Source organism: Mesorhizobium sp. L-8-10, from assembly GCF_016756635.1.
Classification (GTDB): domain Bacteria; phylum Pseudomonadota; class Alphaproteobacteria; order Rhizobiales; family Rhizobiaceae.
The window spans coordinates 5,087,594-5,102,724 of sequence record NZ_AP023263.1; the positions used below are offsets into that span (position 1 = coordinate 5,087,594).

14 protein-coding genes are annotated in these 15,131 nt (G+C 66.2%); 3 read left to right on the forward strand and 11 right to left on the reverse strand.

The features are described 5' to 3' along the window. Positions 1–6: 6 nt before the first annotated feature. The 6 genes from hflX to JN280_RS23590 form a co-directional block, all read right to left on the reverse strand. Complete coding sequence (gene hflX / locus JN280_RS23565; protein WP_202315005.1) at positions 7–1,365, reverse strand: GTPase HflX; 1,359 nt, start codon at positions 1,363–1,365, stop codon at positions 7–9. Between the two features lie 30 nt (positions 1,366–1,395). Next, positions 1,396–1,644, reverse strand: coding sequence for an RNA chaperone Hfq (gene hfq, locus JN280_RS23570; protein ID WP_202305829.1), 249 nt, complete (start codon positions 1,642–1,644; stop codon positions 1,396–1,398). 139 nt (positions 1,645–1,783) lie between these two features. Continuing rightward, positions 1,784–2,647, reverse strand: a complete 864-nt coding sequence (locus tag JN280_RS23575; RefSeq protein WP_202305831.1) for a D-amino-acid transaminase — start codon at positions 2,645–2,647, stop codon at positions 1,784–1,786. 81 nt (positions 2,648–2,728) lie between these two features. After that, positions 2,729–4,105, reverse strand: coding sequence for a Trk system potassium transporter TrkA (gene trkA, locus JN280_RS23580; protein WP_202305833.1), 1,377 nt, complete (start codon positions 4,103–4,105; stop codon positions 2,729–2,731). A gap of 100 nt (positions 4,106–4,205) precedes the next feature. Then, positions 4,206–5,567 (reverse strand): nitrogen assimilation response regulator NtrX, encoded by a 1,362-nt coding sequence (gene ntrX / locus JN280_RS23585; protein WP_202305835.1) that lies wholly within the window; start codon positions 5,565–5,567, stop codon positions 4,206–4,208. Further along, on the reverse strand, positions 5,557–7,836 hold the full coding sequence (locus JN280_RS23590) for a sensor histidine kinase NtrY-like (protein WP_244741971.1): 2,280 nt from the start codon (positions 7,834–7,836) through the stop codon (positions 5,557–5,559). The genes ntrX and JN280_RS23590 overlap by 11 nt, the downstream gene beginning before the upstream one ends. Here JN280_RS23590 and JN280_RS23595 point away from each other — a divergent pair. Beyond that, positions 7,835–8,125, forward strand: a complete 291-nt coding sequence (locus JN280_RS23595) for a hypothetical protein (protein ID WP_202305838.1) — start codon at positions 7,835–7,837, stop codon at positions 8,123–8,125. The two genes, JN280_RS23590 and JN280_RS23595, sit on opposite strands and share 2 nt — an antisense overlap. A 7-nt stretch (positions 8,126–8,132) precedes the next feature. Here the strand turns inward: JN280_RS23595 and ntrC are convergent, their stop codons facing one another. From ntrC to dusB, 3 genes are read right to left on the reverse strand one after another with little or no spacing between them, the layout of a single operon-like run. Further along, entirely contained in the window at positions 8,133–9,590 is a 1,458-nt protein-coding gene (gene ntrC, locus JN280_RS23600; protein ID WP_202305839.1) for a nitrogen regulation protein NR(I), read from the reverse strand. Continuing rightward, positions 9,587–10,726, reverse strand: a complete 1,140-nt coding sequence (locus JN280_RS23605; RefSeq protein WP_202305840.1) for a two-component system sensor histidine kinase NtrB — start codon at positions 10,724–10,726, stop codon at positions 9,587–9,589. The genes ntrC and JN280_RS23605 overlap by 4 nt, the downstream gene beginning before the upstream one ends. Continuing rightward, entirely contained in the window at positions 10,723–11,748 is a 1,026-nt protein-coding gene (gene dusB, locus JN280_RS23610; protein WP_202305841.1) for a tRNA dihydrouridine synthase DusB, read from the reverse strand. Before dusB ends, JN280_RS23605 begins: the two co-directional genes overlap by 4 nt. A gap of 242 nt (positions 11,749–11,990) precedes the next feature. Here dusB and JN280_RS23615 point away from each other — a divergent pair, with 242 nt between their 5' ends. Together JN280_RS23615 and JN280_RS23620 are read left to right on the forward strand one after the other, a co-directional pair. Then, positions 11,991–13,211, forward strand: a complete 1,221-nt coding sequence (locus JN280_RS23615) for a bifunctional 2-C-methyl-D-erythritol 4-phosphate cytidylyltransferase/2-C-methyl-D-erythritol 2,4-cyclodiphosphate synthase (RefSeq protein ID WP_202305842.1) — start codon at positions 11,991–11,993, stop codon at positions 13,209–13,211. Then, positions 13,208–13,708, forward strand: a complete 501-nt coding sequence (locus JN280_RS23620) for a CinA family protein (protein ID WP_202305843.1) — start codon at positions 13,208–13,210, stop codon at positions 13,706–13,708. Before JN280_RS23615 ends, JN280_RS23620 begins: the two co-directional genes overlap by 4 nt. A gap of 218 nt (positions 13,709–13,926) precedes the next feature. Here the strand turns inward: JN280_RS23620 and JN280_RS23625 are convergent, their stop codons facing one another. Both JN280_RS23625 and JN280_RS23630 read right to left on the reverse strand, forming a co-directional pair. Next, positions 13,927–14,904, reverse strand: coding sequence for a nitronate monooxygenase (locus tag JN280_RS23625; protein ID WP_202305844.1), 978 nt, complete (start codon positions 14,902–14,904; stop codon positions 13,927–13,929). After that, complete coding sequence (locus tag JN280_RS23630; protein WP_202305846.1) at positions 14,901–15,131, reverse strand: tautomerase family protein; 231 nt, start codon at positions 15,129–15,131, stop codon at positions 14,901–14,903. Before JN280_RS23630 ends, JN280_RS23625 begins: the two co-directional genes overlap by 4 nt.

Below are 15,131 nucleotides of genomic sequence, written 5' to 3' on the forward strand. Positions count from 1 at the left end.
GGCGACTTAGCCTCTGTTTTCCTTTCTCAATCGGCTTTCGATCTCGCTCCTGGCCATGGCTGTGGCCTTGAGCGATAGGGTCACGCTGCCGTCGTTGCCGTCCTTGCGTTTGATTACGTCGCCGTTGCGGTAGAGCCAGTCGATCAGCCCGAGCTGGTTTGGCGCGAGCTTCACCACCATCGGCTCGAGCGTGCCGGCGACACGCTCCTCGATTGCCGCAAGCAACGTGCCGATGCCCTCGCCCGTGGCTGCCGAAATCGCGACCGGAGGCGCGCCGCGTCCGCCGGCGGCCTCGGCGAGCAGCCTTTCACGATTGGCTTCGTCGAGGCGGTCGATCTTGTTCCAGACCTCGATGACGCGATTCGTATCGGAAGCGTCGACGCCGAGATCGGCAAGGATCTGCTCGACGTCCTCGGACTGCGCGGCCGTGTCGGGATCCGAGATGTCGCGAAGATGGATGACGAGTTCGGCCTCGACCACCTCCTCCAGCGTCGCCCGGAAGGCCGCCACCAGGTGGGTCGGCAGGTCGGAGATGAAGCCGACCGTGTCGGACAGGATCACGGTCGTGCCGTGCGGCAGCCGCAGGCGCCGCAGTGTCGGGTCCAGCGTCGCGAAAAGCATGTCCTCGGCCAGCACGCCGGCGCCGGTCAGCCGATTGAACAGCGTCGATTTTCCGGCATTGGTGTAACCGACGATGGCAACGACCGGAAATGGTACTTTCTTGCGCTTGGCGCGATGCAGTTCGCGCGTGCGGCGCACCGTTTCCAACTCGCGCTTCAGGCGAAGGATCTTCTCCTGCAGGATGCGGCGGTCGGCCTCGATCTGGGTTTCGCCCGGGCCGCCGAGGAAGCCGGCGCCACCGCGCTGCCGCTCCAGGTGGGTCCAGCTCCGTACCAGCCGGCCCTTCTGGTAATTCAGATGGGCAAGATCGACCTGGAGCGTGCCCTCCTTGGTGCGCGCCCGCCGGCCGAAAATCTCGAGAATGAGGCCCGTCCTGTCCAGCACCTTGGCGTTGAGCGCCTTTTCGAGGTTGCGCTGCTGCACCGGCGTCAGCGGATGATCGACGATGACCAGTTCCGCCTTGGTGTCCTTCACGATCACCGCGAAATCGTCGACCTTGCCGCTGCCGAGCAGAGTGGCCGGGCGCGGATCCGCGATCGCGACGATCGCCGTGTGGACCGGTTCGAGATCGATTGCGCGCGCGAGGCCGACGGCTTCGTCGTGCCTCGCCTCGGGGGAACGCGCCAGGCGGGGCCTGCATTGCGAATCATCGGCGCGTCCCGGCCGCGTCAGGACCGGGACGATGACGACGGCGCGCGTGGTGGCGGCGGCACCGGAAAGCTCCGCCGCCTCGCCGGCGCTCATGCGCCCGCCCGCGCCTTTTTCATCGACCAATCAAGCGTCCCGGCCGTTGTCCTCACCATCGAACATCTGAACCGGCTGGCTCGGCATGATGGTGGAAATGGCGTGTTTGTACACGAGCTGCGAGTGCCCGTCCCTGCGCAGAAGCACGCAGAAATTGTCGAACGAGGTGACGACACCTGTCAGTTTAACGCCGTTAATCAAGAAAATCGTAAGAGGGTTCTTGCTCTTACGAACCGAGTTCAGGAAGAGGTCCTGCAGATTTTGCGATCTTTCCGCCATTTTTTTCTTTCGCCATCCCCAAACGTCTTGCGGCTAGTAGCGACTCAATATCCTACCCATGTCAAGCACGCATGTCCTGCGCGGCGCGAGCCAGACAAGCAAAACGTGATGGTATGTGTCCCTGCCACCTAAGCGGTTATCAGGCCTTGATTTTTTCCGCAATGTCAAAAAACGCGTGACGCAATGAAAGTGCAACTGAGCCGGGATGGCCGTTGGCGACGGGCGTGCCGTCGATGGTCACGACCGGCATCACGACCATGGTCGCGGCGGTGATGAAAGCCTCCCTTGCCTGCTTGGCCTCGGCCACGCTGAAGGCCCTTTCCTCGACCTCGAGACCGAGCTTCGCGGCGACGTCGATCACCGTTGCGCGCGTGATCCCGCGCAGGATCCCGTGGTCGGCCGGTCGCGTGACGAGGCGGCTGTCCCTGGTCACGATCCACACATTGGTGGACGCGCCTTCCTTCACGGTTCCGTCCGGATCGACGAACCAGGCCTCCTGGGCACCGACGGACCTCGCCTGCTGGCGGGCAAGCACATTCGGCAGGAGGCCGACTGTCTTGATATCGACACGGTCCCACCGGTTCTCCGGCACGGTGATGACGGCGAGCCCGGTCTCCGCCTTCTTCGCGGCCGCGGCCGGATCGCTGCGTTTTGCCGTCACCACCAGCGCGGGCTTTACGCCGGGCGCCGGAAAGGCGTGATCGCGGGGCGCGACGCCGCGCGTCACCTGCAGATAGACGAGGCCGTTGATCACGCGGTTCCTGCGCACCACCTCGCGCATGACCAGTTGCAACGCCGACCGCGTCATTGGCCAGGCGATCTGGAGCTCGGACAAGGATCGGTTCAGCCGGTCCAGATGCCTCGTCATGTCGACAATATAGCCGCGCGCCACTTCGCAGACCTCATAGACGCCGTCGGCGAACTGGTAGCCGCGATCCTCGATGTGGACGGCCGCCTGCGCATGGCGGATATAGCGGCCATTGACATAGGCGATGCGCGGCATGGGCGTTCCTTCTCGTGGCGCGGGGGTTTCGACCCTGTGGTAAGGCGATTCGGGCGGCGCGTGCGCGTTAAAAACGGGCGCTCAGAAAAACTCCAGGCTGACCCGGAATAACTGCTCGACCTGTTTCACCTCGTCGGCCAGGGCGAAGATGACGACCCGGTCCTTGGGCTTGATGCGGACAGCGCCGCTGGGCTTGATGACCTCGCCGCCGCGATAGATCGCACCGATACGCACGCCATGCGGCAGTTCGAGATCGCGGAGCAAGGGACCGACCAGCGGCGAGGTCTCGAGCGCCTCGGCCTCGATGATCTCGGCTGCCCCCTTCTGCACGCTGTGCACGGCGCGGATGCGGCCCCGGCGCACGTGCTGGAGCACGCGGGAGATCGTGACCGCGCGCGGATTGACATAGGCGTCGATCCCCAGCGTCCTGGTGATGTCGTGGAAGGCGGGATTGTTGATCAGCGCGAGATTGGCCTTGCAGCCCAGCCGCTTGGCCATGGCGCTGGCAAGGATGTTGACCTGGTCGTTGTTGGTGAGTGCGACCATCAGGTCGGCATCATGGATGTCGGCTTCCTGCAGCAGCTTCTGGTCGAGGGCGCTGCCTTGCAGCACGACCGAGCGCCTCAGTTCGTCGGCGATCGCGACCGCGCGCTCGCGCCCGCTCTCGATGATCTTCACGCGCGTGCGGCTCTGGCGCTGCTCCAGGGTTCGCGCGACATGCAGTCCTATATTGCCGCCACCGGCGATCACGATGCGTGTCGCTTCCTGCTCCTCGTGGCCGAACAGCCCGAGAGTGCGGCGGACCTGGTCCTTGGTGGTCACGACATAGGCAAGGTCGCCGGCGACCAGTTGGTCGGACGAGCGCGGGACGAACAGCGTGCCGTTGCGCGTGACGCCCACGACAGTCGTGGGAAGGTCCGGGAACAACTCGCTCAACTGCGCGAGCGGCGTGTTGATGACGGGGCATTCGTCCTGGCATTCGATCGCCAGCATGGCGATCTTGTTGTCCGCGAATCCGACGACGTCGGTCGCCCCGGGCAGCGCGATGCGGCGAAGCACCATCTCGGCCACTTCCAGCTCCGGCGAGATGATCACGTCGATCGGCAGGTGCTCGCGGGAGAACAGGTTCTGGTAGTGCGGACGCAGATAGGATTGAGCGCGGATGCGGGCGATCTTGGTGGGAACGTTGAACAAGGCGTGCGCGACCTCGCAAGCGACGATGTTCACCTCGTCATAGAGCGTCACCGCGATCAGCATGTCGGCCTGCTGGGCGCCGGCCAGCTCGAGCGTGTCCGGGTGGGCGCCGTGGCCCACGAAGCCGCGCACATCGAGCGAATCGCGAATCGCCCGGACCAGTTCGGGCGACGTGTCGATGACGGAAACGTCGTTCTTTTCCGCCGCAAGGCGCTCGGCGATGCCGTAGCCCACCTGCCCCGCGCCGCAGATGATGACCTTCATGGCAAGCTAACCCGCATTGTTTCCCCTGGCCCCGCCGGCTCGCGACGTCGGTAGCGCGACGCGGAGCGTCGGGCAAGGACGCCGACAAGCCGCCCGAGTGTCATACGCCCAGCGACTTCAGCTTCCTGTGGAGCGCGGAGCGCTCCATTCCGATGAACTCGGCCGTGCGGGAGATGTTGCCGCCGAAGCGGTTGATCTGGGCGATCAGATATTCCTTCTCGAACAACTCGCGGGCCTCGCGCAGCGGCAGGGCCATGATGTGCTGGTCGGACTGGCTGGGCGCGCGGGGCATGACGTCGCCGATCTCCGAGGGCAGCAGGTCGGCCGTGATCGGCGTCTCGACGTCGTCGGCGCGCACCAGGATCATCAGTCGTTCGATGTTGTTGCGCAACTGGCGAATGTTGCCCGGCCAGTTGTGTGCCTGGAGCACGGCCAGCGCATCGTTGCCGATGCGGCGCGGCTTGATGCCGGCCTGCCGCGCGATCTGCCGCATGAAATGGTCGACGAGAAACGGGATATCCTCGCGTCGTTCGGAGAGCCCCGGCACCGTCACGGGTACGACGGCGAGGCGGTGGTAGAGATCCTCGCGGAACTGGCCTTCGGCGATCATGGCTTCGAGGTTCTGGGCGGTCGAAGAGATGATGCGCACGTCGACCTTGACGCGTTTCGTGCCGCCCACCCGTTCGAATTGCTGGTCGACGAGCACGCGCAGGATCTTGCCCTGCGTCTCGCGCGGCATGTCGGCGACCTCGTCGATGTAGAGAATGCCGTGATGCGCCTCCTCCAGCGCTCCGACTTTGCGCTCGCCGCCGTTGGATTCGGTGCCGAAGAGCTCGATTTCCATGCGCTCGGGCGTGATTGTCGCGGCGTTGAGCGTCACGAACGGCCCGCTTTGGCGGGTGGACGCGGCATGGATCGCGCGCGCCACCATCTCCTTGCCGGAGCCGGACGGTCCGATGATCATGATGCGGCTGTTGGTGGGCGCGACCCGCTCGATCGTCTGGCGCAACTGGCTCATGGCGACGGAAGTGCCGATGAGATCGAAAGTCTCGCCGCTGCGCTGCTTCAGGTCTGAAACCTCGCGTTTCAGCTTCGACGTCTCGAGAGCGCGTTCGGCGATCAGGATCAGCCGGTCGGCCTTGAAGGGCTTCTCGATGAAGTCGTAGGCGCCGCGACGGATCGCCGAAACGGCGGTTTCGATGTTGCCGTGGCCCGAGATCATCACCACTGGCAGTTCGGGGTGGATCGCCTTGATCTGATCGAGCAGCGCCAGGCCGTCGAGCTTGGAGCCCTGCAGCCAGATATCGAGGAACACCAGCCGCGGCACCCGTCCGGCGATCGACGCCAGCGCGCTGTCGCTGTCATGCGCGGTGCGGGTTTCATGGCCCTCGTCGCTCAAAATACCCGCGACGAGCTCTCGGATGTCTTCTTCGTCATCGACGATAAGGATGTCAGACGCCATTATCGACCTTTTCAGCTTCCTTCGGGCCGACCGATCCAGCCTCGCCGTTGCCCGGCTGGGCGGCGGCAGCAGGCAGAACCATGCTGATCATGGCCCCTCTCCCGTCGTAAAAATCCTGGGGCGCATCGTGCAGTTCGAGTCGCCCACCATGGTCCTCGACTATCTTCTTGACGATAGCGAGGCCAAGGCCGGTGCCCTTCTCGCGTGTCGTCATATAGGGCTCCAGCAGCCTCTGCCGGTTCTCGCGCGGCAACCCCTTGCCGTTGTCGATCACGTCGACGCGGATCATGTTGCCCTGTCGGGCGGCGCGGATGCGAATCACGCCCGGCTCGGCGCTCTCGCGCCCGGCCGCCTCGATAGCCTCGGCCGCGTTCTTGATGACATTGCCGAACGCCTGGCTCATTAGCCGGCTGTCGAAGGTGCCCATGAGCGGCTCGGTGCCGAAGCTGCGCTCGAACGCGATGTCGGAGCGGCTGACCTCGACGAGGAAGGAGGCCTCGCGCAGCGCCTCCCGGAGGTCCAGCATCTGCATGTCGGGCTTGGGCATGCGGGCGAAGGCCGAGAACTCGTCCACCATCCGTCCGATGTCCTCGACCTGGCGGATGATCGTGTCGGTGCATTGGTCGAAAACCTCACGGTCCTCCGTGATCACCTTTCCGTAGCGGCGGCGGATCCGCTCCGCAGCAAGCTGGATCGGCGTGAGAGGATTCTTGATCTCATGGGCGATGCGGCGGGCGACATCGGCCCATGCCGACGAGCGCTGCGCCTGGACGAGGTCCGTGATGTCGTCGACGGTCACCACGCGCGACTGGGAATCCGTTTCGGTCTCCGCGTCGCCTTGCTCGATCGTGACCTGCACGTTGAAGGTTCGTTCTGCGCCGCCGCGATAGAAAGTGACCTGCTCGCGATAGACCGGCCGCCGGGAGTTGCGGCCGATCTCCAGCACCCGGCCGACATGCGGCAGGATGGTGGAGAGGTTCTTTCCGACCGACGCCTCGGCCGAAATCGCCAGCATTGTCTCGGCCGACCGGTTGACGATCGTTACGATGCCGTCGGGATCGACACCGATGACGCCGGCGGTCACGCCGGCCAGCACGGCTTCCGAGAAACGCCGGCGTTCGTCGACAAGGTCCTTGGCGGTCAGGATCTCGTCCCGCTGCGATTTCAGCTGCAAGAGCATCTTGTTGAACGTGTCGCCGAGCGAGGCCACGTCGCCGTCGCTGGCGCGGACCGGGACCGAGACGTCGAGATTGCCGGTTGCGACTTCGTCTGCGGCTCCGATCAGCTGGCGGATCGGTCGGACAAGCCGGTCGGCGACCGCGATGCCGGTCCAGATCGCCGACAAGACCACGACGAGCGTAAGACCGAGATAGAGCATGGCGAAGGCGAGTTGCGTGGTGCGCCGGTTCGCTTCGAGCCCCCGATACTCGTCGGTGTTTGCGCGCACGATCTGGCGGGCACGGATCACTTCGGGGTCGACCAGCCGGATCGTGTAGAGATAGGTGTCGGGGATTTCGCGCAGCTTGACGATCGCGCCGACGATGTTTCGGGTGCGCGGCTCGATCAGCACCGTTTCGCCGTTGCCGGCCTGCTGCGCCGCCCCCGACGGCGGATCCGGCATCGGGAAATCGGCATTGGTAAGAGCGGCCATCACCAGCGAGCCGTCTTCCGTGATCAAGGCGGCATGGGCGAGCGCGCGGCCGATCGCCTGCTGGGTCAACAGTTCCCGGAAGCCGGTCCGGTCGAGATTGTAGAGGGCTCTCGCCCTGTCGAGGTCGTTGGCCATCGACAGCGTCGTGCCCTGCAGGTTGCGGGCGTTCTCCTGCACATAGGCTTCCGCGATCGATAGCGACGAGTTGATGATGGCCTTGGTGCGCAGTTCGAACCAACGGTCAAGGCCGATGTCGAGCGTGATCGAGGCGATGATCGCGACCATCAGCGCGGGGATAGCGGCCACGAGCGAGAACATCGCGACGATGCGCACATGCAGCCGCGAAGCGGCCTTGCCGCGCTTGCGCGCAGCCGAGATGCGATGGACCTCGCGTGCGATAAGGCCGACCAGCAGCAGGATGAAGACGGCGTTGATGCCGATCAGCGACAGAGTGGTCGCCTCATCGGGCACGATCGGCGTGACCCCGACCAGGATGGCGAAGGACACGGCCGCGGTGACCAGCGCGGCGACGATGGTCACGACACCAGGCAGCGCCAGAAGGCGGCGCCCCTCGGTCGTCGCCGATCCGGGGATGCCCGGTCCGGGAATCGTCTGCATGTCGGTCGTCATTCCGCCAATCGAACCCTCACCAGCGTTGGATGTATGCAACGCATTGTGGCGATTGTGCAACATCTGCGCCATCGCGACGAAATCTCGTACGCTCCTGTCCGTCCCCGTGCCCTCAGCCGAGGCCCTGGTGCGTCGGTTCGTGGAAACGGATGGCGTCGACGTGACGGCCAACGCACCTCTTCCCGAGAGTGTTCAGCGGTTTCGGGAAACAAAGACGTTCGCCGAAATCAAGGAGCCGGCAGCGTATCGCGCGGATTTGGGCCGGGGCGCCCCGTAGTGCGGCCTCAGGCCGATCTCGAGGCCCGGTAGACGTTCACGCCGAGCTCGCGGATCTTCTTGCGCAACGTGTTCCGGTTCAGGCCGAGCAGCTCCGCGGCCTTGATCTGGTTGCCGCGGGTGGCGGTCATGGAGGCGAGCACCAGCGGATACTCGACCTCGGCCAGAATGCGCTGATACAGCCCCGGCGGCGGCAGGTCGCCGGGAAACGAGGCGAAATACCGCTGCAGATAGTGTTCGACCGCCTGGCTGATCGACAGATCCTCAGGCAGCAGATTGCCGCCTGGCGCGACGGGCGAATCGACCGTCCTCAACTCGGATTCGATTATCTCCTGCGCGATCTCGTCCTGCGGATAAAGCGCGGCCAGGCGGCGGATCAGATTCTCCAGCTCGCGCACATTGCCCGGCCATGGATAGCGTTTCATCAGCTCGATGCCGCCGCTCGAAATGCGCTTCTTCTGCAGCCCTTCGCTCTCCGCCTGCTTGAAGAAATGGCGAACCAGATCGGGAATGTCCTCCGAGCGTTCCCGCAGTGCCGGAAGGCGAAGCGGCACCACGTTCAGGCGATAGAACAGGTCCTCGCGGAACAGGCCCTGGCCGATCAGGTTGCGCAGGTCCTTGTTGGTGGCCGCCACGATGCGAACGTCGGTCTTGATCGGCGTCCGGCCGCCCACCGTGGTGTATTCGCCCTGCTGGAGCACGCGCAGCAGCCGGGTCTGCGCCTCCATCGGCATGTCGCCGATCTCGTCCAGGAACAGCGTGCCGCCGTCAGCCTGTTCGAAGCGGCCGGTCGAGCGATGCTGCGCGCCGGTGAAGGCGCCCTTCTCGTGGCCGAACAGTTCCGATTCGATCAGGTCGCGCGGAATGGCCGCCATGTTGATGGCGACGAAGGGACCGTTCCGCCGCCGGCCGTATTCGTGCAGCGCCCGCGCGACCAGCTCCTTGCCGGTGCCGGACTCGCCGGTGATCATGACGGTCAGGTCCGTCTGCATCATGCGGGCGAGCATGCGGTAGATGTCCTGCATGGCGCCGGACCGGCCGACCAGCGGCATGGCCTCGAGTTGTTCCTCGCCGCGCTGATCGGCAAGCGGACGCCGCGGCTCGGACAAGGCGCGGCTGACGATGTTCAGCAGCTCGGTGAGGTCGAAGGGCTTCGGCAGGTATTCGTAGGCGCCCGTCTCGGAGGCGCGTATCGCGGTCATGAAGGTGTTCTGCGCGCTCATGACGATGACGGGCAGCTCCGGCCGCGCCTTCTTGATGCGCGGCAACATGTCGAAGGCGTTCTCGTCGGGCATCACGACGTCGGTGATGACGAGATCGCCCTCGCCCGCCGCCACCCAGCGCCACAGCGTGGCGGCGTTCGAAGTGACGCGCACCTCGTGGCCCACCCGCGACAGCGCCTGGTTGAGCACGGTCCGGATCGCCGCATCGTCGTCGGCGACGAGAATATGTCCGCGAGCGGTCATCGTGCGGGGCTCCCCTCGGCGTCGTTGTGTCCGGCGGCTTCCTTCCAGGCGGGCATCAGGATGCGGAAGGTCGTGCCGCGCGGCGTGGAATCGCATTCGATGACGCCGCCATGTTCGCCGACGATCTTGGCCACCAGAGCGAGACCAAGGCCGGAACCGTTCGGCTTGGTGGTGATGAAGGGATCGAAGAGGATCGGCAGGATGTCGGGCGGCACGCCGTGACCGTTGTCGTGGACGCGGAATTCGAGCGGCAGCGACACGCGGTCCTGCGTTCCGGGCACCGAAACCCGGATGCCGGGCCGGAAGGCGGTCGAAAGCGTGATCTCGCCGGGGACGTCCCTGTCGATCGCCTCGGCCGCGTTCTTCACCAGGTTGAGAAAGACCTGGATGAGCTGGTCGCGATTGCCGTGCACCGGCGGCAGCGACGGGTCGTAGTCCTCGATGAAGCGGATGTTCCGGGCGAAGCCGTTCCGGGCGATGGCCTTCACATGGTCGAGCACGACATGGATGTTGACGGGATGGCGGTCGATGGGGCGTTCGTCGGAGAACACCTCCATGCGGTCGACCAGCGACACGATGCGGTCGGTCTCGTCGGTGATCAGCCGGGTAAGGGCGCGGTCATCGTCCGACACGGCGCTTTCGAGGAGTTGGGCGGCGCCGCGGATGCCCGACAGCGGGTTCTTGATCTCATGCGCCAGCATCGCCGCCAGCCCGGTGACGGAACGCGCCGCGCCGCGATGCGTCATCTGGCGGTCGATCTTGTCCGCCATCGAACGCTCCTGGAACATCACCACGACCGATCCCGGCAACTCGGCCACCGGCGAGACATGGATGTCGACGATCTTGTCCGCGCCGAGGCGCGGCGAGGATATGTCGACCCGATATTCGTTCACGGGAGCATGGCGTTCGCGCACCTGCTCGACCAGTGCCAGCAAGGGGCTGCCGAAAGGCGCAAAGCGCTCCAGCGTGTTGCGCGCCAGCACCGCTGCGCTCGACCGGAAGAAATCCTCGGCGTCGGCATTGGCATAGGTGATCGCGCCGTCAGGCCCGATCATGATCACCGGATGGCGGATCGTATTGAGCACCAACTGGGCGGGGTCGAATGTCGGTGCTCTCTGGGCGGCGGCTATGCTCATGCGACTTTCCTCAACTGACCGTTTTCCGCCGCGCGGCCGAAGACCCTGCGCAGCCCGGCGACGACATCGGCGGGGTCGGTGCCCGTCATGATCCTCGCGCGTTGATCATCCGATACATTTCCGGCGTGGCGGCCGAGATACCAGCCGAGATGTTTCCGCGCCTGGCGCAGTCCGCTCTCGGTGCCGTAAAGCGCGAGCATGTCCTCGTAGTGGGCGACCACATAGGGGGTCATGTCTTCCGCCGCGGGGATGTTCGGCTCGATTTCGGCGCCCGCCGCATGCGCGATCGATCCGGCGAGCCAGGGCGCGCCGTAGTGCCCGCGCCCGACCATCACGGCGTCGGCGCCCGATTGCTCCAGAACGGCCGCCGCGTCCTGCGGCGTCGTGACGTCGCCATTGGCGACGACGGGGATCGATACTGCCTGCTTGACCCGCGCGATGGCGCGCCAGTCGGCCTTGCCCTGATAGAACTGGCAGCGGGTGCGCCCGTGTACCGTCACCATGCGCACCCCGGCTTGCTCGGCGCGCCGGGCGAGCATCGGCGCATTCGGCGCCCCCTCGTCCCAGCCGAGCCGCATCTTGACCGTGACGGGAACATCGACGGCGCCGACGACGGCGTCGATCAGGGACAGCGCATGGTCGAGGTCCCGCATCAGGGCTGATCCGGCGAGGCCGCCGGTCACCTTCTTGGCCGGGCAGCCCATATTGATGTCGATCACGTCGGCGCCCTCGCCCGCCGCGATCCGCGCGCCCTCGGCCATATGCTGGGCCTCGCGCCCGGCGAGCTGGACCATGTGAACCGGCAGGCCCGAATGGCGCAGGCGCTGGCCCGCCCCCGCCCGGCCCCTGGCGAGTTCGCCGCTTGCCACCATTTCGGACACGACGAGACCAGCGCCGTGGGCGTGGGCCCGCAGCCGGAAAGGCTCGTCGGTAACCCCTGACATGGGCGCCAGGAACACCCTGTTTCGGATCGTCACGCCCCCGATGTCGAGCGGTTTCGTCAGTTTTTCCAGATCAGCCATGCACAATTTCAGGGCAGTTCGGTTGCCTGCACGTTTTCTAGACAGTTTCGATTTTTTGTGCAACTGCGAACTACGCAGGTTTCGGAAAAGTGTCTCGCGGTTTTCCGACGAGAACCTGCGGCAGGACTCGCTGCCAGGCAGGCGACGCGTGGGCGAAACCACACAAGCCTGCCTGGCTCGAAAATGCGGCGAATTCGGGTTTGCGCTGGCCTTTCCACGATCGCCGAACTAAGCCTCACGTCATGAACGGGAAAGCAGACCTGAGCCGCGGCGAAGTCGCGGTGGTGATTGTGGCCGCGGGCCGCGGAGAACGTGCCGGACAGTCGGCCGAGGGGCCGAAGCAATACCGCAGGATCGGCGGACGTCCGATCATCGCGCGCACCATCGAGGCCTTTGCCGGCCATCCGGGCATCGGCCCGATCGTTGTGGCGATCCACGCCGACGATGGCGCGATGTTCGCCGAAGCCGTCGGGCCGTTGGCGAAACGCGTCGCGACCGTGGAAGGCGGCGCCACGCGTCAGGAATCGACGCGGCGCGCGCTGCTCGCCCTGGCCGAGGCGCATCCCTGGGCCGTGCTGATCCATGACGCCGTTCGGCCCTTCGTCGACGCCGAACTGATCGACCGCACGATCGAAGCGATGTCGGATGCGTCGGGTGCATTGCCGGCGGTTCCCGTCTCCGACACGCTGAAGCGCGAGGCGCCCGGAGGGACGGTTCTCGAGACGGTTCCCCGCGCCGGGCTGCATTCGGCCCAGACACCGCAGGGATTTCCGTTCCGGAAGATACTCGATGCCCATGAGAAGGCCTTCGCCGGAGGCCGGAGCGACTTCACCGACGATGCTGCGATCGCCGAATGGGCAGGTATTGCGGTGCGGCTGGTGCCCGGCTCACCCGACAACGTAAAGCTCACCTGGGCAAAGGATATCGCCTTGGCGGATCAGAGACTTTCGGGGCCGCAGGCCGCCTTCCCCGACATACGCACCGGCAACGGCTACGATGTCCATTCCTTCGAGCCGGGCGATCATGTCGTGCTTTGCGGCGTAAGGATCCCACACGGCAAGCGCCTTTCCGGCCATTCCGATGCCGATGTCGGGCTCCATGCGCTGACCGACGCCCTGCTCGCCACCTGCGGCGCCGGCGACATCGGCACGCATTTCCCGCCCTCCGATCCGCAATGGCGCGGAGCGGCTTCTCGCCTCTTCGTGGAGCATGCTGCCCGGATCGTGCGCGAGCGCGGCGGCCGCATCGCCAATGCCGACATCACCCTGATCTGCGAGGCGCCGAAGGTCTCGCCGCATCGCGCGGCCATGACCGAGGCCCTCGCTTCCATGCTCGGCATCACGCCCGACAGGATCTCGGTCAAGGCCACCACCAACGAGCGGCTGGGCTTCGTCGGCCGCGAGGAAGGGATCGCGGCGATTGCAACCGTGAGCGTGGCCTATCCCGGCAGCGTGCCGGCATGAGTGGCAGGCGCGAGCTTGCGGAGAAGCTGCTTGCGGCCTGTCGCGCGCATGGCATCATGCTGGCCACGGCCGAATCGTGCACAGGTGGCCTGATCGCTGGCGCGCTGACCGACATAGCCGGCTCGTCCGACGTCGTCGACCGTGGCTTCGTCACCTACTCCAACGCTGCGAAGATGGAGATGGTCGGCGTTTCCGCCGCGACGCTTGATGCGTTCGGCGCCGTTTCCCGCGAGACGGCGGTGGAGATGGCGGCGGGCGCGCTTGCGCGTTCCCATGCCGGCATCGCGATCGCGGTGACCGGGATCGCCGGGCCCGGAGGCGGATCGGCGGAAAAGCCGGTCGGGCTGGTGTGGTTCGGTATCGCTTTGCGCGGCCGGGCCGTTGCGGCGGAGCAGCGGCTGTTCGAGGACAAGAGCCGCGATTACATCCGCGAGGAAACGGTGAAGGCGGCGCTTGCCCTGGCTATCGCCGCTCTGGATGGGCTTCACCCGCAGTGACGGACCGGGATTGCCGGCAGCCAGATCTCCATGGCTTCCCGTCGCTGGGTCGGAGATGCGGTAGTCGCGCTGCGCTGCGAGACGCTCGGCAACGGCGGGCGCGAACTGGCCGCCGCGACGAATGTCCACCGGGAAAACGCGATGGTCGAGCGCCATCTCCTTCAGCGCAAAGGCCGCCTTGCGGGCCATCGGAGGGCCTCCCGGTCTGTGGAAAGCGATCATGGTTCGATCCGTTCGGCCGCTGTCCAGTCCAGGTTTGGCGCCGCCGACAGGCGATGCCTTGCATTGTCCGCGATGCGCGCGATGATCGCGGCGGCGGGCAAGGCCTCGCGCACAAGGTCGACCGCCTCGCCGACGATAACGGCGGCGGTGTCGGTGTCGCCTGCTGCCGCCGCGTGGGCATAGCGCGCGCGTTCGTCGGGTCCTATCCCGCCGGGATCTGACCGCCAGCGCTCGTGGAAGGCGTTGCGGCGGGCACGGAGCGTCCAGGGCGCGGGCCAGGCGATCCCACGCGCGGCGTCAAAGACCGAACTGCGCGCGGTCTCGTCTCCGACCGTTCGCAGCGTGGTCGCCTTGGCGCGTGGATGGGCAAGCGACTCCTCCGCAGCGTAGAAGGCTGTGCCGCAGAGCACTGCGTCCGCTCCGAGCACGAGCGCGGCGGCCATCGTTCGCCCGTCGGCGATGCCCCCTGCCGCCACGAGCGGCAAATCGCCGATCGCATCGCGCACGGCCGGTAGGAGTGCCAGCGTCCCGCGCGCTGCGCCATGACCACCGGCCTCGCCGCCCTGTGCCACGATCACGTCGGCGCCCTGCGCTGCTGCCTCGCGCGCTCCGGCGACGGTCTGGATCTGGGCGAAAAGCGGGATACCGGCGGCGCGGATGCGCTCGGCGAAAGGCGCAATGTCCCCGAACGACAAAAAGACCGCGCGCGGCCTGTGCCGCATGACAGCGTCGAGGAGGGCCGGCCGCTCCGCCAGCGCCCAGGTGATGAAACCGACCCCGACCGGCGTGTCGGCGGCGGCCTTCAATTCCTGCGCGACCCAGTCCGGGTCGCAATAGCCCCCGCCGATGAAGCCAAAGCCGCCAGCGCGACTCACGGCGGCAGCGAGCGCTCCGCCGCTGACCTGAGCCATGGGCGCAAGCAGGATCGGCACGGAGAGGCCGAGGCGCCGCGTCAGCACCACCGCGCGCGTCATGAGCCGTGCGCCCGGCGCGCTTCGGCCGCCGATCTGCGGCGGAACTCCTCCACCGGAAGCCCACCGATGCCCCAGTTGGCCATCTCGACTTCGTCGATCACGACGACGGTCGTGGCGGGGTTCTTGCCGAGCACCTCGACCAGAAGCTCGCTCGCCCCCTTGATGAGCCGCGCCTTCTGCTCGGCGGTGGCGCCGTCGCGGGTGATCTTGATGTTGACATAGGGCAT

Bases quoted from the DNA above. Each gene is read 5' to 3' on its own strand.
- hflX (WP_202315005.1), bottom strand. From the start codon at position 1,365: ATGAGCGCCGGCGAGGCGGCGGAGCTTTCCGGTGCCGCCGCCACCACG.
- hfq (WP_202305829.1), bottom strand. From the start codon at position 1,644: ATGGCGGAAAGATCGCAAAATCTGCAGGACCTCTTCCTGAACTCGGTT.
- JN280_RS23575 (WP_202305831.1), bottom strand. From the start codon at position 2,647: ATGCCGCGCATCGCCTATGTCAATGGCCGCTATATCCGCCATGCGCAG.
- trkA (WP_202305833.1), bottom strand. From the start codon at position 4,105: ATGAAGGTCATCATCTGCGGCGCGGGGCAGGTGGGCTACGGCATCGCC.
- ntrX (WP_202305835.1), bottom strand. From the start codon at position 5,567: ATGGCGTCTGACATCCTTATCGTCGATGACGAAGAAGACATCCGAGAG.
- JN280_RS23595 (WP_202305838.1), top strand. From the start codon at position 7,835: ATGTCGGTCGTCATTCCGCCAATCGAACCCTCACCAGCGTTGGATGTA.
- JN280_RS23590 (WP_244741971.1), bottom strand. From the start codon at position 7,836: ATGCAGACGATTCCCGGACCGGGCATCCCCGGATCGGCGACGACCGAG.
- ntrC (WP_202305839.1), bottom strand. From the start codon at position 9,590: ATGACCGCTCGCGGACATATTCTCGTCGCCGACGACGATGCGGCGATC.
- JN280_RS23605 (WP_202305840.1), bottom strand. From the start codon at position 10,726: ATGAGCATAGCCGCCGCCCAGAGAGCACCGACATTCGACCCCGCCCAG.
- dusB (WP_202305841.1), bottom strand. From the start codon at position 11,748: ATGGCTGATCTGGAAAAACTGACGAAACCGCTCGACATCGGGGGCGTG.
- JN280_RS23615 (WP_202305842.1), top strand. From the start codon at position 11,991: ATGAACGGGAAAGCAGACCTGAGCCGCGGCGAAGTCGCGGTGGTGATT.
- JN280_RS23620 (WP_202305843.1), top strand. From the start codon at position 13,208: ATGAGTGGCAGGCGCGAGCTTGCGGAGAAGCTGCTTGCGGCCTGTCGC.
- JN280_RS23625 (WP_202305844.1), bottom strand. From the start codon at position 14,904: ATGACGCGCGCGGTGGTGCTGACGCGGCGCCTCGGCCTCTCCGTGCCG.
- JN280_RS23630 (WP_202305846.1), bottom strand. From the start codon at position 15,131: ATGCCCTATGTCAACATCAAGATCACCCGCGACGGCGCCACCGCCGAG.